Genomic DNA, 20,813 nt, shown 5'->3' on the forward strand with positions numbered 1-20,813 from the left:
AATGAATATGAAAATCAAATCCACATTTTTAGTTTCTTTAATTTTGTTAGTTGGATCCTATACATCTGTTTTTTCTGATACAGAAGACCAAGAATCAATTGAAATCAATGCCAAAATCGAAATCGAAAAAGTAAGTCGAAATATCATCAATGCTCTCCGGTATGGAAGATTTGGTTTAGCTGATGGAGAATGGAAAAAAATCCAATCGGAAGTTTATAAATCTTTTGCTGAATACGATTATCTCAATGGAAGTTTGTTATACTCTCGAATGGAATGGCAAGAAGCGAAAGAGAGTTTGAATCGTGCACTTAAAAAAGAGCCCAACCACGAAGCCGCAAGTTTCCTACTCGGGATGATTTACGCACAAGAAGATAGTTGGTCAGAAGCAAAAGAAACTTGGATCGAAACCAATCAAATCTCGCCTTACAATCCATTTTATCATTATAACCTTGGATTGGCCTATTACATTCTAAAAGACTATCCGAATGCAATCACTTCCCTAAATAAATCTTTAGAATACAAAACGAACTACAATGAAGCAAAACTCATTTTAGCAAAAACCTTTTTGGAACTGAATCAAGTGGATCAAGCTAAAACGGAACTAACATCCATTTTGGAACAAGATCCAAAACATATGTTAGCATCTCACTTGATGGGACGAGTCGTGTATCTACTCGAAAAAGATCCTAAAAAATCTCTCACCTATTTGAAGAATCCAAGAGTTCTCGGTTGGAGAGAAAAAAAAGTGTATGCTCGTTGTTATTTTGAAATGAGAAAATGGCGTGAAGCAGAAAACTTACTGAGACCAATCGCCTATTCACCGTTTGCTGACGAATACGATCAAAGTTTTTATCTTAACTTACTTCTCAATCTTGGATTTGATGAAAGAGCAAATGACTTTTTCCATTTCATTCAAAAACAATCCCAAAACGAATCCAAAATTGCAGAAGCGTATAGAATGTTACTCTCTTCCCGCGAAGGAAAAGATTTACTTTACCATTACTTCAAACTTAGATATTAATTAACTATTATTGATTTCTTGATATGAATACTTGAATTTATCTTCTAGTATTCATATTCTATAGTTAATAAATTACGAAACGACGATATCGGTTTTGGCTTGGGTGTATTTCCACTCCACTGCCACTCGAATCAATTTTTCGTTTTCTGTGATGCTGAGTTTGGATTTGATACGCGAACGTAAAGTTTCAATCGTGGAAGGAGCAAGTCCCATATTGGCGGCGATTTCTTTCACCGGCATCCCTTCTCCAATCATGAGAAATACTTCCAACTCTCGATTGGACAATCGATCGATAGGATCTTTTTCATCTTTCTGGGAAGCACGATACAGATGCCCAAGTAGTCTTGTTGCTTGTGAAGAACTCACAAAATAATCACCTTTGAGCACTGTATGGATGGCTTCTACAATTTGTGTGGTAGTATCTTCTTTAAATACATAACCCATAGCACCAAGTTTAAATGCACGATCCACAAAGGTATCATCCGTCAACATACTGATGATGATGACGGCGATATTAGGAAATGTTGTTCGAAGGCGTTTGAGTAACTGCAATCCGTTTTGGTTTTGTTTGAGTTGGATATCAATTAAAACCAATGTTGGTTGCAGTTGTTCTATATCGTTAAATGCTTTTTCAATATTATCCGCACTCCCGATGCACTCTAAATCTTCTGATTTAGCAATTAAGTTTTGTAGTGCATCTACTACAAGTGGATGGTCATCAACGATATAGACTTGTTTTTTCATAAATTACGACTCTAAGATTCTTTTAAAGCTGCGATCATCTCTTGCGTTGCTTTTTTACCATCACCGAACAACATCAAACAGTTGTCAGCAATGAAAAGTGGATTGGGAACTCCCGCAAATCCAGGGCTAAGGGAACGTTTGATCACAACTACCGTTTTTGCATTTCCAACGTCCAAAATCGGCATACCAGCAATTGGTGATTTAGGATCTGTTTTTGCAAGTGGGTTCGTTACGTCATTCGCACCATTAACGATCACAACATCAACATTTTCGAAAGTACTATTGATCTCGTCCATCTCTTTCAAACGATCGTAAGGAATATCGGCTTCCGCAAGTAACACGTTCATGTGCCCAGGCATACGACCCGCAACTGGATGGATCGCAAAAGTAACATCGATTCCACGAGCTGTGAGAAGTTGGTACAAATCTCTGACAGTATGTTGCGCTTGTGCTACAGCCATACCATAACCAGGGACAATCACTACACTTCTTGCGACATCTAACAACATCGCTACTTCTTCTGCACTGGTTGACTTAACTTTACCAGAGTAAAAATCGCCATCATCTTTCATTTCTGTAGCGACAGCCCCAAATCCCCCAAATAGAACATTCGTCAAACTACGGTTCATCGCTTTACACATGATTTGTGTTAGAATGATTCCAGATGCTCCTACGAGAGATCCTGAAATGATAAGAACGTTATTATTGAGAACAAATCCTGTGGCAGACGCCGCAATCCCTGAATAGGAGTTGAGGAGGGAAATTACAACTGGCATGTCGGCTCCCCCAATCGGAATCACAAGGAAGATACCGAGGAGTAAACTCACACCACTTAAGATCCAATAAATAGATTCATCCGTTGGCTCTAAACATCCATAAACTCCAAGTCCTACAGCAGCAAGGCCAACGAGGATTTTTACAAGTTGATCACCAGGATAACGAACTGCTTTTTCTGTAATAAAACCTTGTAACTTACCGAAGGCGATAAAACTTCCTGAGAACGTAATCCCACCAACAATTGCCGAGAAAACAATCGAAACGATTTCTTGGTAATTGACTGTAGTCGCATATTTTGGAATGGAAAGTTGTAAAGCAGCACCAGCTACAAAAACAGAAGCGATACCACCAAATCCGTTGAGTACGGCTACAAGTTGTGGCATTGCAGTCATTTGGATTTTGATCGCAAGGATGATACCGATCACAGATCCAATGAGAACACCCACAGCGATCCATTCGTAAGAAAGAATTTCACGATCAAAAAGTGTTGCGACAACGGCAATGAGCATCCCAAGTGCACCAAGAAGATTTCCTCTGGTCGCTGTTTTAGGATGAGCAAGTTGTTTGATTCCAACGATGAATAATATGGAAGCAACGAGATAAGCGAGATTTAAAATACTGATGAGTTCCATTATTTCGGTGTATCCTTTTTCTTAAACATGCCAAGCATCCTGTGAGTGACAAGGAATCCACCCACTACGTTGATGGTGGCAAAAATGACAGAGAGTAAGCCCAAAATTTTGGTGATATTACTTTCTTGGATTCCGGCTGCATACAATGCCCCGATGAGGGTGATGCCGGAAATGGCGTTAGAACCCGACATAAGTGGGGTGTGGAGGATGGGAGGGATTTTTGTGATGATTTCAAATCCCACGAAGATCGCTAAAACGAAAATCGTGACGGCTGTAACAAATATTTCCATAAACTAGTAGTAGTTATGGAAAAAATGGCCATTTTGGAAACAAAATTTTCGGTAATTTTACGTAACTAGTGTCCTGAAATGAGAAAAGAATGGGGATTCCTTGGGCATTCTTACCTAGTTTTCTGCATCAAAACAGGTTTTCTTTGCAGACTTGGACCAATTTCTTTCAAATCCCGAACAGAGTGTGCCATTACCAAATGAATCTACTTCGTTTACAAAAAAAAGTAAGAATCACCTAAGCTTGCAAACCCTAAGAGGAAAACAAAAACAGATCCTTCACTTAACGAATATTAATTGTTTTGTCTATAATGCATAAATGTGTGATGAGTGGCCTTTACGATTTGTTTTGACAAATCTTAGGGAACAGTTACATTCTTTCTGGTTCCCAAAATGAAATCGTTTTTTCTACTCCTTGTTTTTCTATTCAATTGCCAAATCAGTTGGTACCACACTCGGGTATCGATGAATCACGGGGATGAAATCCCAATTTCCCAAGCAGGTCTCGGTTTCAATGCAAATGGAATGGCTTGTTTTATCTCGAGTATCCCATTTGCCATGGAAGACGAGAATTCAAAGACAGCACTTTCAAAAAGGCCGATCATCGATAGGCAATTCATTGAAAACCTTCGTACGAATTTAAATCTTAAAGGGATTCCGACCAAACACATCAAGGAAGTATATGGCATTCCCCAAAACTGGCCTCATTTCGAATTAATGGAATCTTTTAGAACCTCTCCCAATTTCAATCGATTCAAACAAATAGAATCGATGCCAATTGATGAAACGGAAAAAACGAAATTACATAAGTTTGCTGAGATTACAGATGAACATACTTATTTTCTGAAAGTGGATGATATCACAAGTTTATTTAACGGATATGAAGACTGTTCGCACTATTATCACATCGTTTATCAAAAAAAGGAAAAAGATAATTATAATCTCATTACCTTTTTTTTGACCTTGGGAATCTTACCCACAGTCAATTACGAGAATCATTATTATGCAGTGTATTCAAGAGAATCATCACAAAAAAATTTGAATCTTGTTACCTATAAATATGGTTATAGAAGACTCATCAGTTTACTACTCTTACCTACTTTTAATTTCTTTAATGAAGTCAGATTGTATAACCAAGACTATCGATTTTTGGATCATACGAAAGATCAATTCTTAAGTTCCCTAGAAAACAAAAAAAGTGAACCACTACCCATCAAATACCTAAATCCTGTTTATGGAGATGTGAAGGAAAATCTTTATATCTCTGATTCAGGATTATTCGATACCAAAATTCCAGTAGATGCTCGGTATGCTGTGATTCGCGATGGAAAAACAAATGTGAGTTTTTATGATCCTATGCACGGCCTTTATAAAATCCAAGCCATCAACGTAAATCAAAAGATCAACTCAGATATCATTACGAATGGGATTGAACCAACACTAAAGGATTTCATCAAAACAAAGTTAGTTGAGAAAATTCAAAAAAAATATCCTAAATCAAATATCGTTCACGAATCTTTTACTCCCGAGTATCGAGATGGAACTTATACATTTATTTTGGAAATTAACAAACCCGAAGCCAATTTAGAAACTTTTAAAAAAGAATATTTTGTTTTTTCCTGTTTTAAATCGCAAAGTCAGATTTTCATACTTTCCAAAACGTTTCAAAAAGAATACAACGAACTCATTTCTCCTCAATTGGCAGAGGCAGAAATCATCGATTTTTATTCCAAAGTCAATTTCCGTTCCAAGTACATCGAACCAAAACCATTGGATTTAGAAGTCAGTATGAATGATTCCAAATCCAAATCAGGGAACGAAGAAGATGATGGAGACGACGACGACGATGATGACGAAGAAGAGGGAGAGGGGGAAGAAGAAGTTGCGGCTGGGTTTAGTTCAGGTGGTGAAATCGATTTAGGGGGACTATTTTCGATCTTAAAAGAGAGAACTTACATTCCGAAAGGAAAATTGGATATCAAACCAGGGCGTTTTAAGTTCAATAACGCCAGATTCAATGCACCAAAATTCAATTCAGGATCCAAATTTCATTTCAAACCAAGTCGCACTAAAAACTTTTCGAGCCCGGGGAAATGGAGAAAATAGGAAATTAAGACTTGCCCAAAAAACAAGGTGTAACATTTATGGTTACAAGTAGCCACTATGTCGATCCCGAGTAGATATTCCGTTGCCATTCATATCCTAACCATTTTGGAAATGGATGGAGAAGTTTCATCCGAGGAAATTGCGGGGTCGGTGGGCACTAACCCTGCTATCATTCGTTTGTTACTCGGGAAATTAAAAAAAGCAGGTATCATCAATGTACGTCAGGGTATCAAAGGTTCTTCCTTGTCTAAACCTGCCAGGGAAATTAACTTACTAGATATCTACAAGGCTACAGAAAAAGAAGATGCCTTATTTCTTTTGCATGAACATCCCAATCCTAAGTGTCCGATTGGAAAAAATATCCAATCTGCCCTGACGGGAATTTTAGATGAGGCACAAAAAGCCATGGAAACTAAACTTTCAAAGTATAATTTAGCAGACGTTAGTTCCGAAATTCGAACAAGAACAGAGTCTAAAAAAAATGGTTTATATAAAAAACAAGCATAGGAACTAAAATTTTTTTAACATAAGATGTAATAATGTAAGTTACAACAAAACAACATAGGAGTAAAAAATGAAAATTACATTAATTGGAGCAACGGGGTTTATCGGAAGTAAAACTCTAGAAGAAACTTTAAACAAGGGGTATCAAGTGACCGCTGTTTTACGAGACCCTTCTAAATTGAAACTGGAAAACCCAAACTTAACAAAAATCCAAGGGGATATTTTTGATACTGATGGTTTATCCAATATCATTTCCGGATCTGATGCTGTATTAGATTCCTATAACCCTGGTTGGACAGATCCAAATATCCGAGAGAACATGATCAATGGATCTTTATCTATTCTCAATGCTACCAAAAAGGCTGGTGTGAAAAGGATCATTGTTATGGGTGGAGCCGGTTCTTTGGAAGTACAACCTGGAGTGCAACTGATTGACACCCCAGAATTTCCAAAAGAGTATTTTGCCGGTGCAGACGGTGCAAGGCAGATATTAAACCACTTACGATCAGAGAAGGAATTAGATTGGACCTTCCTTTCTCCTTCTGCCATCATCGAACCAGAAGGTTCAAAAACTGGTAACTATCGTGTTTCCAAAGAATCTCTTCTTGTTGATACCAACGGGCATAGTCATATTTCACTGGCCGATTTAGTAAAAGCTTTTGTGGATGAACTAGAAGAAAGAAAACATGTAAAACAAAGATTTACAGTCGGATATTAGTTCGATTGATAAGAAATACATTGTGTATATCCGAAGACTTCGAGGTTACACAATGTATTTTGTTAGCTCTTATTGATACTTCATTAAAAAAGAATCGATTGCCCCTTGTTTGACCTGACCATCGATACTTCCATTGGTAAAACCAGAATAATAAATTGTTCCATATCGATCCGCTGATATCCCTCTTCCATAAAGAGTCGATCCACTATTCCCTGTAGTTTTGGTCCAAATCAAATTTCCGTTTCCATCATATTTGGAAAGATAGGCATCTTGCACACCTATGAGTGTGTTACCATTTAGATTACCAGTCGTATAACCCGTAGTATAAACATGGAAAGCATTGTCTGCATAAACTTGAATTCCATTGGTGTTTGAAGTTCCGCCACCATTCAACAATCGTGTCCAAATTTTCTCACCTGATACGCTAAATTTTGTTAAAGCTTGAACCGTATTTCCATCTTTAGATTGGCCATCTAAATTCCCGCTAGTATCTCCTACCAGATAAACAGAACCTTTTTTATCCAAAGACATTCCCACGATTGTAGTCGTTGCACTTGTTAATCCCAAATACCGCGACCATTTGATTACACCATTTGTGTCTAAAGAAAATAAAAAGGAATCAGATACTCCTCCTGGTAATGTTGTACCTAAAAAGGAACCGGAACCCCCCACAATCCCTGTTACGAATAGATGATTAGAAACCGGATCAAATTGAATTTGGTGCCCATATGCTGTAAAACCTACTTGGCCAATCAACCTCGTCCAAATTAAATCACCATTCCTGCTATATTTAAAAATGATCACATTGCGAGTATTACCTGCTGTTTCACCGTTAACTACTTGAGTTTCGGTGTTACCTGTAATATAAACGTTTCCTTCATTATCGGATGTGATACCTGACCCTAATGTTTCATCACCCGTCGGAAAAATTCTTGTCCAAAATACAATTCCGGAAGGATGCATTTTAATCACAAGACTACCTCCACCACTTGCTGGAAGTTCATTGAAAGGGCCATTGGAACTTCCAACGATACAAAGATCTCCAAAAGCATCGATATGAATCAGTTCAGCATATGTTGACGAAACAACGGAACTGCCCATCTGTTTCAACCGATGAACATTTCCTTCTCGATCAAATTGGGATACAAAAATATCGACATAATTATCAGTAGTAGGTGATATTTTTGGCTGATTCAATAAAGATCCTGTTGTTGTACCAAGTTGATAAATAAATCCATTTCTTTCAGCAGCATTGGATAGTGAATAGGTATCGAACCCTGTCTGGCCAAGTAACCTTGTCCATTGTTTGTTTCCTTGGTTGTCTTGTGGAATTTCGAAACATTCTTTATCTTCCAAAAAACAACGAAGTAATTGTGTTTCTAAAAAAGCTTTTGTGTTTCCATCCGAAGGATTGTTAAACGACAAAGGTTTGCATTGGGATACAATCAAAATGATAAGAAGTAGAAATGATCGCATTCGCATATAGTGTTTAAGAATTAACGACGGAATCAATTGACAATTTGTATAAAATCATCAAAGAGAGGGATCTGTCATTTCTAATTCGGCAAAACCTTTGGCTCTTAAGATACAAGAATCACATTTTCCACAAGCTTTTCCTTTCACAGGATCATAACAAGAATGTGTTAGGTGGAGTGGTGCCTCCACTTCCATTCCCAGCTCAATGATTTCTTTTTTTCCGAGATGGAGGAGGGGTGTTCTAATTTGGATGGAATCACCCTCTCCACTTACCCCTTTTTTGGTGCCAAGGTTTGCCATCTTTTGAAAGGATTCGATAAATTCTGGCCGGCAATCGGGATATCCGGAATAATCCAAAGCATTGACCCCAATATAAATGGAATCATACCCATGACCTTCCGCGAGTGACAGAGCAAAAGATAAAAATAATATATTACGGCCAGGAACATAGGTATTCGGAATTTCTTCTTCGATCCCACTAAACAAGGATTTGGCGTTCTTTCTCACCTTGATTTTTTTTTCGGTAAGGGAACTTCCCAAAAAGAATCCAGGATCCAATTTTTGGATCACATGTTTGATTCCGAGAGTTTTTGCGATTTTTTTACTTTTGATCAGTTCGATTTTATGTTTTTGAGAATAATCGAAAGATAAAGCGAGTATTGGTAATTTTTTGTTTTTGGGATAACCAAATTCTTTAGCTGCCACATAAAGACAAGTGGTTGAATCGAGTCCACCTGACAGAAGTACAACGGCACCTTTTTTTTCCGATTTGAGTTTTTGTGAGGAATCCTTATCGGAGACCATTTATTTTTTTGGCCCTCGATACACACAGGAACTCGTACAAGTTTCGTACAATGTGATTTTATCGAGCAGAGGCAGTTTTGGTTTCAGTTGGTTCCATAGCCAAACCGCAATGTTTTCACTAGTGGGATTTTCGAGGCCAGGCACATCATTTAAAACATAATGGTCCAAATGTTCGTCTAAGATCGGTTTTACGATGGATTTTAGTTCCCCAAAGTCCATGATCCAACCCGTATGAGGATCGATTTCCCCTTTGAGATACACAGCAAAACGAAAACTATGCCCGTGCATCCGTTTGCATTTATGGCCTTCGGGAACATTCGGTAAAAAATGGGCAGCTTCAAAACCAAAGGTTTTGGAAAGTTCGATCTCTTCCATCACTCTTCCGTTGCGTATTCCGAAAATAGTGACTTTTGGTTTCCCGCGTGGTCTTGGAATTCGACTGGGTAATTGGATGTAAAACAAGCATCACAAAAACCACCACCTTTATGACCTTCCACTGCCTTGTGCATTGTATCCAATGTTAAATAAGCAAGGGAATCTACACGAAGGTACTTTTGAATTTCTTCAATCGTATGTGTGGACGCAATGAGTTCTTTGTGAGTTGGAATATCAATTCCATAATAACAAGGGGCAACAGTTGGTGGAGCAGAAACACGGAAATGGATTTCTTTGGCACCAGCATTACGGATCATTTTGATGATCTTACGGCTAGTTGTCCCTCGCATCACCGAGTCGTCAATGATGACAACACGTTTTTCATTCACCACTTCTTTTACCACATTGTATTTGATTTTGGCACCGAAGTCTCGGATCTTTTGGTCTGGTTCAATGAAGGTACGGCCAATGTAATGAGAACGAACAAGTCCACTTTGGTAAGGAATGCCTGACTCTTCACTGTATCCAAGAGCCGCAATGTTTGCGGAATCGGGAACAGGGATGATCACGTCGGCTACCACCGGCATAACACGTGCAAGCTGGCGACCAAGAGACTTTCTTACTTTATAAACCGACTCTTCAAAGATATACGAATCAGGTCTTGCAAAGTAGATATATTCAAAAATACAAAGGCTAGGTTTTGCTTTTGGGAATGGATAGAGAGAGCGCATTCCTGTGTGGTCAATCACAACCATCTCCCCTGGTTCTACATCCCTTACATATTCGGTTTCGGTAATGTCGAAGGCACAGGTTTCCGATGCGAACACAATCGCTCCATCAGAACGTTTCCCCATCACCAGTGGACGAAATCCATTCGGATCCCGAACAGCAATGAGGTATCTTGGGGTTAAGACTAACAAAGAATAGGCCCCTCGCACCTGGGCGAGAGATTCACAGAGAGCTTCGAGTAGGTCTGATTTATGGCTTTTCGCCATTAAGTGGACAATGACTTCAGAATCGATAGTGGTTTGGAAGATGGATCCGTCGCGTTCGAGTTTATTTCGGATGTCCCACGAGTTCACTAGGTTTCCATTATGGGCTAGAGCCACAGGACCTAAGTGAGATTCCACTCGGATCGGCTGAGCATTTCTAAGAAAACTCGCTCCCGTTGTGGAATACCGGTTGTGGCCAATGGCCGAATCCCCAATGAGCTCTTTGATCTTCGGTTGAGTGAAGATATTTGCCACAAGACCCATATTGGCATACCGGTATAAGTGTGAACCATCGGTTGAGACGATCCCACTGGACTCCTGGCCACGGTGTTGCATCGAGTACAAACCTAGGTAGGTAAAATTAGCAGCTTCCTTGCTATTGTAGATGCCGAATATGGCACATTCTTCTTTTGGTTTGTCAGATTGGAGAATCATTGTTAGAATGACAATTGCAGTATTTCCAAAATCCCAATTAGATGCAAATCAATTCCAACTATATTCTCGTCGATACAGCAAAAGCTTTGGATTTGGCCCTGATCAATCTAAGACAGTCCAAAATTCTGTCGATTGACACAGAGTCCTCGGGTTATTACACATATTACCCCAAAGTTTGTCTCATTCAGATCAATTCCAATGGCAAAAACTACTTAATTGACCCACTCAAGATCACAAATTTGTCAGCTTTGGGTCCTTTGTTTGAAGATCCCAATATTCTGAAAATCTTCCATTCCGCACAAGATGACATCAAAGCCCTCAAAAGAGACTTTGGGTTCAAATTTGTGAACACAGCGGATACAATGATCAGCTCTCGATTATTGTCTTTAGAACAAAGTTCGTTATCTTTTGTCGTGGAACACTACCACAAAGTGACACTTTCCAAAGTGGAACAAAAGTCCAATTGGGAAATCCGTCCTCTCCAAAAACAACAACTCAAATATGCAGCGCTCGACACAGCATACTTGGAATCCATTTGGTTGAAAATGGAAGAGGAACTGAAACGCAGATCTCTTTATGACGAAGCCAAGTCAGAATTTGAATTCATCGCTTCCGAAGATTACGTAGCAAAAGAAGGAGAAGGATTTTCACTGGGAAAATTTCCAGACATCCTCAACTTCACACCACTCGAACGCAGGAAAATTTTAGAACTCCTTCGTTACCGAGATGAAAAAGCAAAACGAATCAATAAAGCAAGTTTTCGTGTGTTTAATAATGACAGATTGTCTCAGGCAGTGAAAGGACATCCAAACGAAGAAAAATGTGTGGAATGGTTTGGAAAAAAAGATGGAACCGAAATTTTCAAACTTTTGACTTCTGAATACAATGATCCCATTGATACTTCTGAACTTTCGAAACGTCACGGCGAAGACTTAAACGAAGAAGAAAATCATAAATTCGAAAATGCTAAAAAATGGCGTCTTCGCATTATGCGCGCTAGACGAATGGAACATTCCCTACTTCCTTCCAACAAACAACTCATCACAATTCTAAAAGCTGCTCCTAAAAATTTAGAAGAGTTAAAAGCGCTTAATGTGTTTTCTGAATGGAAAGTGCAAAACTATGGTCCAAGTTTACTTGCTGCCATCCAAGGACTTCCATTTGATTCGATGATCAACCGTTTGGTGGCGATTCGTTCCAAAGAAGCATTTGTTGCCAAACGTAGGAAAAAACAAAACCAAAACTCGAAAGACGAAGGCTGATGTTACCTTACGAGTCCTTTGTAGAAAAACTTTCAAAGGACTTTGACTACATCCCAGATACATCGGAAACCAAATCCGGTGTCATCTTTCCTTTGTTTGGTTCCCACGCAACCGCAGAAGGCATCATCCTCACAGAACGTGCCAAACACCTAAAATCACACCCAGGCCAAATTTCTTTTCCTGGTGGTGTGATGGAAACTTCGGACCCAAATCTCCTCGTCACAGCTCTCCGCGAATGGGAAGAGGAAATGGGTGTGCACCGGAATTCTCTCGATGTGTTAGGAAAATTAGAAGGATTACACACTCGCACGGGATTTCATATCACTCCGTTTTTAGCCAAATACACCGGGGATTTTACCTTTTCCAAAAATGAAGACGAGGTAGAACGAATCATCCTTTTGCCATTCCATGAGCTCTGGACAAAACCATTTTATGCCATTGAAATTCCAAACAGGGAACCAAAACATTTTGCCTATTATTTTGATTTGCCAGATGGACTGTTGTGGGGAGCCACCTGTGAAATGATCCTTCGTTTCCTAAAAGAACATTCTTCCTTTGATCGCACACCACAAATTGTGAAACCAAACCTAACCAAACCCCCATTTTTAGATCCCAAATCCCTCTAAGGGGAATTCCCTTTTTCGCCGATGTAGTACAAGTGCGAAAACCGGAACGGTCAATGAAGAAATGCGATCTCAATTTCCGAAGGGGAATTGTATTTTATTTCGTATTCCTTTTCATATCTTCACTATTGTTTTCCAACTTCCAAACGATCCATTCGCAAAATTCATCTAACAAACGCTATGTTTTCATATTAGATGCCAGTGGTTCCATGTCGGAAAAATGGGATGGGAAAACACGAATGGCCGTTGCCAAAGAAAAACTCATCCATGTACTTGGTGGTCTCCCAAAAGATGCCAGTGTGGGCCTTGTGGCCTATGGAAACCGCATCGCTGGTTGCCAATCGGCAAGATTGTATCATCCCATCCAAAGAGGGGGAGCATCCGTTGTGAGTCAAAAACTGACAACCATTGTTCCCGCAGGTTCCACACCCATCGCCCAAACCTTACAAGTGGTAGGCGAGTACCTACTCAATGACCAAGTGGAAACTGAAATTATTTTTATCTCGGATGGAGTGGAAAGTTGTGAAGGAGATCCGAAGTCAGTCTTGTACAATTGGCGTCAGTCAGGCAAAAAATTTCGCCTGCAGATCCTCGGCATTGACATTGATCCGAGAGGAGAAGAAGATTTAAAACGTCTTTCCATCCTAGGTGATGGAAATTATTTTCCCTTAAAAGCACCGGGAGACTACGACAAGTCCTTCCAAAAGATCTTTTCCCATTTGCAAATTCAGGATGAGATCCAAACGAAAATCACTCATCTTCCCCAAACAACTCTTACTCTCCCAAATTCGCTCCCAATCACAAACACTCCAAACACTGGTAAAATCCAAATCGTCAATATCTTACCCTATGATGACGGACAAGAAAATGGGTATATCGTAAATTATGAATATTCGGCGACCCTTCCAACAGAATATATGATCCAATTTTATCTGTATCCAACAGAAGAAAAACGACGTAGTTTTCCCATTCCTCCTCTTCGCGAACGCCGAATGGGAGATTTGGTGACCCAAAAGATTGATTGGAAAGAGGGAAAAGAAGGGAAAGGTCGTTTTGTCATTCCCCTTCCTCCTGGAAAACGAATGAAGACCTCGGTGGAACTTTGGGATATGACAGGAGTTCCTAAAATTATTGCCTTATCTGAAGAAAAACCCATTCACGAGAAATCCAATATCGACCGAAGTGATAGGTAATGAGACAGAATTCTAAATTTAGTTCTGGTTTGGTTGGGATCTTGGCCCTTGCCTTTTTGGGATTTGGATCCTTTTTTTCCCTCTCTGCCCTCGGATCGACCCAAATCGTTTTCGCCAAGGAAAGAGACAAACAAGGGGAACTTCTCTTCCAAAAGGCAAAAGAATTTTTAGAAGACCGAAATCATTACCAATCAGTGGAAACTTGTAAAAGTTTTCTCATCCTCTACCCTGGGCACCCAAAAACAAGAGAAGTTCGAAAAACCTTGAGTGCCAATTACCGCATGACGGGTGACATTTTAGCTCTCGCGGAAAATGAACTGAAAATTTACAAAGAATTTCCCAACACAGAAGAAGGCCTTGAATCATATTTAATTTCAGGAAAAGCCTATGTGCGAATGGGCCGAGAAGACAAAGCTTATCAGATTTTTCAGGACATTATCAAAAATACGTATTCGAGCAAAATTGCACAAGAAGCAGAATTAGAACTGACTCAGATGGAAATTTTGGGAGAGAGTAAAAATAAGTAATTTTTACGAAAATATTGCCCTAGGGATCTCCGATAATAAACTAGGCACGTTGAGCAAAAAGGGTTCAGAGATTTAAGAATGTCGTTTTTTCAAATGGTTACTTTCCCAGCGAACTCCTACATCATTGTAGAGGGGAAAAAGGATGCGAATAATTTCTATATCATCCGTGAGGGGAAGGTACGTGTCACTCGTGAGACAGCTGTTGTCGGAGAAGACCCGAACCAAGTCTTAGGACCGGGAGACTTTTTTGGTGTGGTAGCTGCAATGAGCCAACACCCACAAATTGAATCGGCAACTTCCCTTACCAATGTATCCCTCATCTCAGTGAGTTACGACCAATTTGGTACGCTCATCCAAAAATCAACTGCAGTTGCGATGAATATCATTCGTTTCTTCTCGATGAAGTTACGACAGTTTGATACCACCATCACACGTTTATCCTTTCGAAATGCAGTAGAAGAAGATCCAAACGAACTTTTTAAGATTGGTGAGTATTACTTCCAACAACAAAATACATCGCATGCAACCTTTGCGTATCAAAGTTATTTAAAACACCTTCCGAATGGTCAATTTGTGCCGCAGGCAAAACTGCGTTTACAAACGATTAACCAACCATTCCAATCAGCACCAATTGATTACACCAAGTTCAACCGAAATTACAAAGACAATGAAATGATCTTTTGTGAACACGAACCTGGTAAGGAACTCTTCATTTTACAAAGTGGAAAGGTAAAAATTTCTAAAATCGTAAACCAAAACGAAGTGATGCTCGCTGTGCTCCAAGCAGGAGACATTTTTGGGGAGATGGCCATCTTAGACAACAAACCTCGTTCTGCTTCTGCCGTAGCAGCGGGAGATGTGGAACTTCTTGCCATCAACAAAGCAAACTTCGAAGGTATGGTGAAAGCCCAACCACAACTTGCCACTCGTCTCATCACTTTATTATCTGAACGGATTTGGATTGCTTACAAACAATTAGCAAACTTACTGCTGAAAGACCCACAAGGTCGTATCGTGGATACGCTGATGACCTTGGCTGAGAAAAACAGAATCAAAGTCGCCCCAAAACAAGCTTACAATTTTGAAATTGGAACCAAAGACTTACTCAAAATGGTTGGTCTCACCGATCCAAAAGACGAACTCATCATTTCCGATATCATGAAAAATAATAAATTTATTCGAATGGACATGGGAAAAATTGTTTGTTCGGACATGGCAGAGTTAGAAAAACTCGTCCAATTCTACCATAAGAAGGCTAATATGGAGAATAAGCTCAAGAAGTTGAAATAACTACTTGCCAACTTTTTTCTCCTGACTAATGTTAGAGGCCAAAGAAATATGAGTGATAAGATACTAGTTGAAGAAAAAGGTAACACGATCCGCGTTCGTTTTATGGACCAAATCCTAGATGGAAACGCGCCCGAACTACGTGAGATCCTCGCTGAGATTTTGGAAAAAAATGTCCAAGAGATCTATTTGGATTTAGAAAAAGTGGTGATTGTCAGTTCTCTCGGTATTTCCCGTTTGCTTTCGTTTAAAAACAAAGCAGATGAAAAGAAAATGACCGTCAAAATCGTCAACATACAAGATAAACTAAAAGAAACCTTGAAGAAATTGATGTTAGATCAATTTTTTGGAATCTAAACCAAGTTACCGTTTCCTAGAGAAACTAACACCAATTCGCTAAAACCCCTCGCGGTTTTCCAAACATACGTGTATCGTTTGGAACTCCTAAGGGGATCCACTTTGCTTCCCTCCATCGATTACACCTCTCACATCACAAATTGATTTGATTTTCCAAACCTTTGGTTTCTGATTTTCCCTTATGTCCAAACGGATTCAAAAACTTCTCAATCGGATACAACTTCAACATTTAACAAAAGGATTAAGTGATGAAACTGCGCGAGCATTGCGAGTGAATGCAAGCTTTCAATTCATCATGTTTATGCTTCCTACAATTCTTTTACCTGTAATCTTTTTTACGGAGCCTGAAGAAACACATTTCACATCGTTAGTATCCTATGTGTTGCTGATTCTTCCTTTGGGATATTCTCGTTATTTATTATATAAAGGAAGTTATGCAGTAAGTGCATTTTTTACTCTACTAGCGAGTAATCTTCATATTGCTTCACTCACCTATTTCCAAGCTGATGACCCTGCTCCCCTTGGATTTTTGCTATTTTCAATCATACCTTTTCTGATGTTAACAAGAAAAAATATGATCCTTCGTTGGTTCTTTGTTAGTTTATCTTCAGTTTTATTTTTGGGTTCCCAATTGTATTACCGAGTGATGGGAAGGGAAGGATTGTACGGCCCACCAAAATGGGTAGTTCCAGCTGACTATTTAATGCCCCCGCTCATACTTGTGGTTATATTTTTCATCATCCTCATCCATCAATTTGTCAAAGCTGTGAATCGAGCAGAGGACAAACTCAATGCAGAACACCAAAAGTCAGAAAGTTTATTATTAAATATTTTACCAATCGAAGTTGCGAGAGAATTAAAACAAAATGGAGTGAGTAAACCAAAACATTTCCCATCGGCAACCGTTTGTTTTACAGACTTTGAAGGATTTACTAAAATTGCGGAGACAATGACACCCACAGAACTTGTGGAAGAATTGGACCGGTGTTTTTCCTACTTTGATAGCCTTATGGAACGACACAATTTAGAAAAATTGAAAACGATTGGTGATAGTTATATGTTTGTTGGAGGCATTCCCAAATCCAACCAAACACATGCAGTTGATTCCGTGCTCGCCGCTCTTGAAATCCAAGCCTTTATGAACCAAATGAAGGAGATCAAAGAAGGACAAGGATTGCCTTATTGGCAACTAAGGCTTGGGATCCATTCAGGTGAATTGATAGCAGGAGTGATTGGTGATAAAAAGTTTGCTTACGATGTCTGGAGTGACACGGTGAACACTGCCAGTCGCTGTGAATCTTCAGGGGAAACAGGGAAAATCAATATTTCCTCCAACACTTATGATCTTGTAAAAGATTTTTTCCAATGTGAATATAGAGGAGAGGAGCAAGCCAAACACAAAGGGAAAATCAAAATGTATATTGTAGAAGGACTACTGCCTGAATTGCAACGGGAAGGACATTCTAAAATTCCGAACCAAGAGTTTATGACTCGTTATCAACTTCTTAGTGAATTGAATGATGGTGAATAATTGAATTTGTTTTGTTTTTTCGATTCAATTGAATAGAATTTACTGGAAGCAAAAGGATTTTTGAAATCCTATTGCTTCTTGATTTGTATTTTATGAACTCGCTTAAAAACCTTGGGCTTTTAAATCTGCTTCCATCATAATTTTAACGAGTTCTTTGAATTTCACCTTTGGTTCCCAACCTAACTGACGTTTTGCTTTTTCTGGGTTTCCAATGAGGAGTTCTACTTCTGTTGGTCGGTAGTACTTGGGATCAATTTTGACAAGGACTTGGCCTGTTTTTTTGTCCTTACCAATTTCATTGTCTTCTTTTCCTTCCCAAACTACTTCGTAACCAGCAATTTTATAGGATTCTTCAATGAATTCGCGAACGGTATGAGTTTCGTTTGTAGCAACTACATAGTCATCTGGAGTGTCTTTTTGTAACATCATCCACATCATTTCTACGTAGTCTGGCGCATAACCCCAGTCACGTTTTGAATCAATGTTTCCCATTGTGATAAAAGGAAGTTTTCCAGCTTTGACAGCAGAAACACCAAGTGTGATTTTACGAGTCACAAAGGTTTCCCCACGTCTTGGAGATTCATGATTGAATAAAATTCCATTGGATGCGTGCAAATTGTACGCTTCTCTGTAATTCACAACGGCCCAATACGCATACAGTTTTGCTACCGCATAAGGAGAACGAGGGTAAAATGGCGTTTTTTCTGTTTGAGGAACTTCTTGGACAAGGCCATACAATTCAGATGTGGAGGCTTGGTAGAACCTTGAGTTAATGCCTGTTTGTTTGATGGCATCCAAAATGCGAAGGGTTCCCACAGCATCTACTTCAGCCGTATACTCAGGAACTTCAAAGGAAACCTGAACATGGGACTGAGCCGCAAGGTTGTAAATCTCGGATGGTTGGATTTTTTCTAAAATTCGGTTTAAATTGGAAGAATCCGTGAGATCCCCATAATGTAAAAAGAGCTTTGGGTTTCCATGGAGGTGTTCAATTCGATTGCGATTGAATAAACTCGTTCTACGAACGATCCCATGGACTTCGTATCCTTTTTGGAGAAGGAGTTCTGCTAGATAGGAACCATCTTGGCCTGTGATTCCTGTGATGAGTGCTTTTTTCATAGATCAGAGAACAGTTTTTCAAAATTCTTTCGAATGAAAAGGAAAAATGTAGAAGGTAGGGGAATAAACCGAGAATTCCTATCGAATTCCTTTTGCCTTTTCGGGTTTCCTCCCCATTTTGACAAATATTACAATTGTTACGAAGATGTTACGCCAAAAACCATCCCTACTCACGACCCAGATATTGGCATTTGCCTTTCTTTTCCTAAGTTTTCCTCTATTTTCCCAAGAAAAACCAGGAGTGACGTCGGAGCCTGTTCCCAACGCTTCGGAAGAAAAAAAAGAAACACCGAGTGTGCCGCAAGCGACTAGTATCACACAAAAAACAGAAAACCAATCCAATTGGGAAACTGGTCTCGGCAAGGGGATCAAAGCGACCTCGAACGATGGCAAACACAATATCCAACTCCGGTTCCGATCCCAAATACAAGGGAACCAAAGTTTCCAACTCGACCCTTCCCAAGACACAACCAACTTCCTCGTAAGACGAACTCGGTTACAACTAAAAGGGGGTCTTTTTAACGATACTTGGCTTGTGAATTTACAATTGGGATTTGCAGAACGGGATATGGAAAGCCAAAGGCGAAACACCCTTCGAGATGCCAATATCATCTACAACCAATACCGTGATGTGAAAGTGGCTTTTGGACAAATGAAAGTTCCTTTCAGTAGGCAACGTTGGAATTCATCGAGCGCCTTACAAACAGTGGATCGTTCCTCTGTTAACTCTGAATTTAACTTAGACCGGGATGTTGGAGCCTATTTATTTTCAGAAGATTTTTTAGGCAACAAACGTATGTTTGCTTATTACCTAGGTGTGTTTGGTGGACAAGGTCGTAACCGAGTGGAAAGACAAACTCCCGGAGTCTTAACGGTTGCCCGTTTCATTTTTTCACCCTTCGGTGGAATGTCAAAATCGGGATCAGACAATGATTGGTTGTCGGAAGTTGACTTTGCCAGATACAAAGAACCAAAAATTTCGTTTGGAGTCTCTGGTGCTTATAACAAAAATTCGGATCGTTCTCTTAGTACACATGGTACGGAATATAGTTTTGCCAAATTCAATTATAGCCATGCTGCAGGAGATATTTATTTCAAATGGATGGGGTTTTCCTTCCAGTATGAATGGTTATGGCGAAGAGCAAACACAGCTTATGTGGAAAGAACGGTAAGTTCTGCCTTATCGAGAGAATATTCGAGAAGTGGACAAGGGCATTTTGTGCAACTCGGGTATCTCTTCACAAACCAATATGAACTCGTATTTCGATTTGGTGAGTTTCGGCCATTAGGGGAAACAGATCCTACAATGAAATATTCTCGTGAAGTGGGTGGTGCTTTGTCTTATTATTTTGCCGAACACAACCTCAAATGGCAAACAGACTATTTTTATTATACCGGAACCCCAACGGCTGCAGAAGGGGATCATGTAGTTCGAACTCAAATACAGGTATTTTATTAAAATGAAACGTTTCTTATTTATTTCATCCTTATTCGTATTCACGATCTTTCTCTTCCAATGCCAAGCGCAACGGGAAGATAAAATCAAAGAAACCCAAAACCAATGTTTACAAACAATGTATCTTGCCAGTTTGAATGCTGGTCGAACAGGTTTTAGTGGAAGTTTCCAATTATTAGGATCGTGTACGGGTTCTTCCAATTATAGTCCTTCTTGTATTGAATCCTATGCAGTGGCCAAAGAAGAACTCACCTGTGCTCCAGGTTATACCAAATCCAGTGCCAAATGTTCGACTCAGAATCTAGTCGGTGTTTGCCGGTACCAACCCAATGGAGATACAACCAAGGTGAATACCATTGTGTATGCCAAACCCAATGATACCAAAGAGTTTGCCATGACCGATTGTCAGAACATTGCCTCAGGTTCTATTTTTACAGAAACCTATTTTAATCCCACAGATAGAACCACTTCTCTCGATACCATTCTCACGAATGGATATCTCTGTATCGACAAAGCACAAAAGAACTAATTATTACGACTGAATGCAAATGATCCAATCATATGCATTTTTAAGTCGTTGAGAATGT

General features: G+C 39.4%; 21 protein-coding genes. 13 read left to right on the forward strand and 8 right to left on the reverse strand.

Features of this window, described 5'->3' with window-relative positions; genetic code table 11:
* Positions 1–7 precede the first annotated feature (7 nt).
* Complete coding sequence (locus EHQ59_RS15860; protein ID WP_244245579.1) at positions 8–1,021, forward strand: tetratricopeptide repeat protein; 1,014 nt, start codon at positions 8–10, stop codon at positions 1,019–1,021.
* Between the two features lie 72 nt (positions 1,022–1,093).
* Here EHQ59_RS15860 and EHQ59_RS15865 read toward each other — a convergent pair whose 3' ends face one another.
* From EHQ59_RS15865 to EHQ59_RS15875, 3 genes are read right to left on the reverse strand one after another with little or no spacing between them, the layout of a single operon-like run.
* Entirely contained in the window at positions 1,094–1,765 is a 672-nt protein-coding gene (locus EHQ59_RS15865) for a response regulator transcription factor (protein WP_100789490.1), read from the reverse strand.
* A gap of 11 nt (positions 1,766–1,776) precedes the next feature.
* Positions 1,777–3,174 (reverse strand): NAD(P)(+) transhydrogenase (Re/Si-specific) subunit beta, encoded by a 1,398-nt coding sequence (locus tag EHQ59_RS15870; RefSeq protein WP_135620721.1) that lies wholly within the window; start codon positions 3,172–3,174, stop codon positions 1,777–1,779.
* Positions 3,174–3,464, reverse strand: coding sequence for an NAD(P) transhydrogenase subunit alpha part 2 (locus tag EHQ59_RS15875; RefSeq protein WP_039937055.1), 291 nt, complete (start codon positions 3,462–3,464; stop codon positions 3,174–3,176). The genes EHQ59_RS15870 and EHQ59_RS15875 overlap by 1 nt, the downstream gene beginning before the upstream one ends.
* Positions 3,465–3,854: 390 nt before the next feature.
* On the opposite strand from EHQ59_RS15875, the gene EHQ59_RS15880 reads away from it, so the two are divergent.
* The 3 genes from EHQ59_RS15880 to EHQ59_RS15890 all read left to right on the forward strand — a co-directional run bounded on the left by EHQ59_RS15880 (position 3,855) and on the right by EHQ59_RS15890 (position 6,789).
* A complete protein-coding gene (locus EHQ59_RS15880; protein ID WP_135620723.1) occupies positions 3,855–5,567 on the forward strand; it encodes a hypothetical protein in 1,713 nt (570 codons plus the stop codon).
* Between the two features lie 57 nt (positions 5,568–5,624).
* A complete protein-coding gene (locus tag EHQ59_RS15885; protein ID WP_135620725.1) occupies positions 5,625–6,074 on the forward strand; it encodes an Rrf2 family transcriptional regulator in 450 nt (149 codons plus the stop codon).
* Between the two features lie 67 nt (positions 6,075–6,141).
* Entirely contained in the window at positions 6,142–6,789 is a 648-nt protein-coding gene (locus tag EHQ59_RS15890) for an NAD(P)-dependent oxidoreductase (protein WP_135620727.1), read from the forward strand.
* A gap of 69 nt (positions 6,790–6,858) precedes the next feature.
* Here the strand turns inward: EHQ59_RS15890 and EHQ59_RS15895 are convergent, their stop codons facing one another.
* The 4 genes from EHQ59_RS15895 to purF are packed head-to-tail and all read right to left on the reverse strand — an operon-like array spanning position 6,859 to position 10,871.
* A complete protein-coding gene (locus EHQ59_RS15895) occupies positions 6,859–8,265 on the reverse strand; it encodes an SBBP repeat-containing protein (protein ID WP_135620729.1) in 1,407 nt (468 codons plus the stop codon).
* Positions 8,266–8,322: 57 nt separating this feature from the next.
* Positions 8,323–9,069, reverse strand: coding sequence for a 7-cyano-7-deazaguanine synthase QueC (gene queC, locus EHQ59_RS15900; protein ID WP_135620731.1), 747 nt, complete (start codon positions 9,067–9,069; stop codon positions 8,323–8,325).
* Positions 9,070–9,444, reverse strand: coding sequence for a 6-carboxytetrahydropterin synthase QueD (gene queD, locus EHQ59_RS15905; protein ID WP_012387208.1), 375 nt, complete (start codon positions 9,442–9,444; stop codon positions 9,070–9,072). It abuts the gene before it with no gap.
* Positions 9,444–10,871, reverse strand: a complete 1,428-nt coding sequence (gene purF, locus EHQ59_RS15910; RefSeq protein WP_135620733.1) for an amidophosphoribosyltransferase — start codon at positions 10,869–10,871, stop codon at positions 9,444–9,446. The genes queD and purF overlap by 1 nt, the downstream gene beginning before the upstream one ends.
* A 41-nt stretch (positions 10,872–10,912) precedes the next feature.
* On the opposite strand from purF, the gene EHQ59_RS15915 reads away from it, so the two are divergent.
* The 7 genes from EHQ59_RS15915 (at position 10,913) to EHQ59_RS15945 (ending at position 17,651) form a co-directional block, all read left to right on the forward strand.
* Entirely contained in the window at positions 10,913–12,133 is a 1,221-nt protein-coding gene (locus tag EHQ59_RS15915; protein WP_135620735.1) for a ribonuclease D, read from the forward strand.
* A complete protein-coding gene (locus EHQ59_RS15920; RefSeq protein WP_135620738.1) occupies positions 12,133–12,759 on the forward strand; it encodes an NUDIX hydrolase in 627 nt (208 codons plus the stop codon). Before EHQ59_RS15915 ends, EHQ59_RS15920 begins: the two co-directional genes overlap by 1 nt.
* Positions 12,760–12,812: 53 nt before the next feature.
* A complete protein-coding gene (locus tag EHQ59_RS15925; RefSeq protein WP_135620740.1) occupies positions 12,813–13,949 on the forward strand; it encodes a vWA domain-containing protein in 1,137 nt (378 codons plus the stop codon).
* Entirely contained in the window at positions 13,949–14,476 is a 528-nt protein-coding gene (locus tag EHQ59_RS15930; protein WP_135620742.1) for a tetratricopeptide repeat protein, read from the forward strand. The genes EHQ59_RS15925 and EHQ59_RS15930 overlap by 1 nt, the downstream gene beginning before the upstream one ends.
* 78 nt (positions 14,477–14,554) lie before the next feature.
* The gene (locus EHQ59_RS15935; RefSeq protein WP_135620743.1) at positions 14,555–15,766 is read left to right on the forward strand and encodes a Crp/Fnr family transcriptional regulator; all 1,212 of its coding nucleotides are present in this window, start codon (positions 14,555–14,557) and stop codon (positions 15,764–15,766) included.
* Between the two features lie 48 nt (positions 15,767–15,814).
* Positions 15,815–16,120: an STAS domain-containing protein gene (locus EHQ59_RS15940; RefSeq protein ID WP_135620745.1), complete on the forward strand. Its 306-nt coding sequence runs from the start codon at positions 15,815–15,817 to the stop codon at positions 16,118–16,120.
* Between the two features lie 181 nt (positions 16,121–16,301).
* The gene (locus tag EHQ59_RS15945; RefSeq protein ID WP_135620747.1) at positions 16,302–17,651 is read left to right on the forward strand and encodes an adenylate/guanylate cyclase domain-containing protein; all 1,350 of its coding nucleotides are present in this window, start codon (positions 16,302–16,304) and stop codon (positions 17,649–17,651) included.
* A 102-nt stretch (positions 17,652–17,753) separates the two neighbouring features.
* Here EHQ59_RS15945 and gmd read toward each other — a convergent pair whose 3' ends face one another.
* Positions 17,754–18,770, reverse strand: a complete 1,017-nt coding sequence (gene gmd, locus EHQ59_RS15950) for a GDP-mannose 4,6-dehydratase (protein WP_135620749.1) — start codon at positions 18,768–18,770, stop codon at positions 17,754–17,756.
* 145 nt (positions 18,771–18,915) lie between these two features.
* On the opposite strand from gmd, the gene EHQ59_RS15955 reads away from it, so the two are divergent.
* Positions 18,916–20,229: a porin gene (locus EHQ59_RS15955; RefSeq protein WP_135620751.1), complete on the forward strand. Its 1,314-nt coding sequence runs from the start codon at positions 18,916–18,918 to the stop codon at positions 20,227–20,229.
* A gap of 1 nt (position 20,230) precedes the next feature.
* Positions 20,231–20,755: a hypothetical protein gene (locus tag EHQ59_RS15960; RefSeq protein ID WP_135620753.1), complete on the forward strand. Its 525-nt coding sequence runs from the start codon at positions 20,231–20,233 to the stop codon at positions 20,753–20,755.
* Positions 20,756–20,813: the final 58 nt, after the last annotated feature.

The organism is Leptospira kemamanensis (genome assembly GCF_004769665.1).
Classification (GTDB): domain Bacteria; phylum Spirochaetota; class Leptospiria; order Leptospirales; family Leptospiraceae; genus Leptospira_A; species Leptospira_A kemamanensis.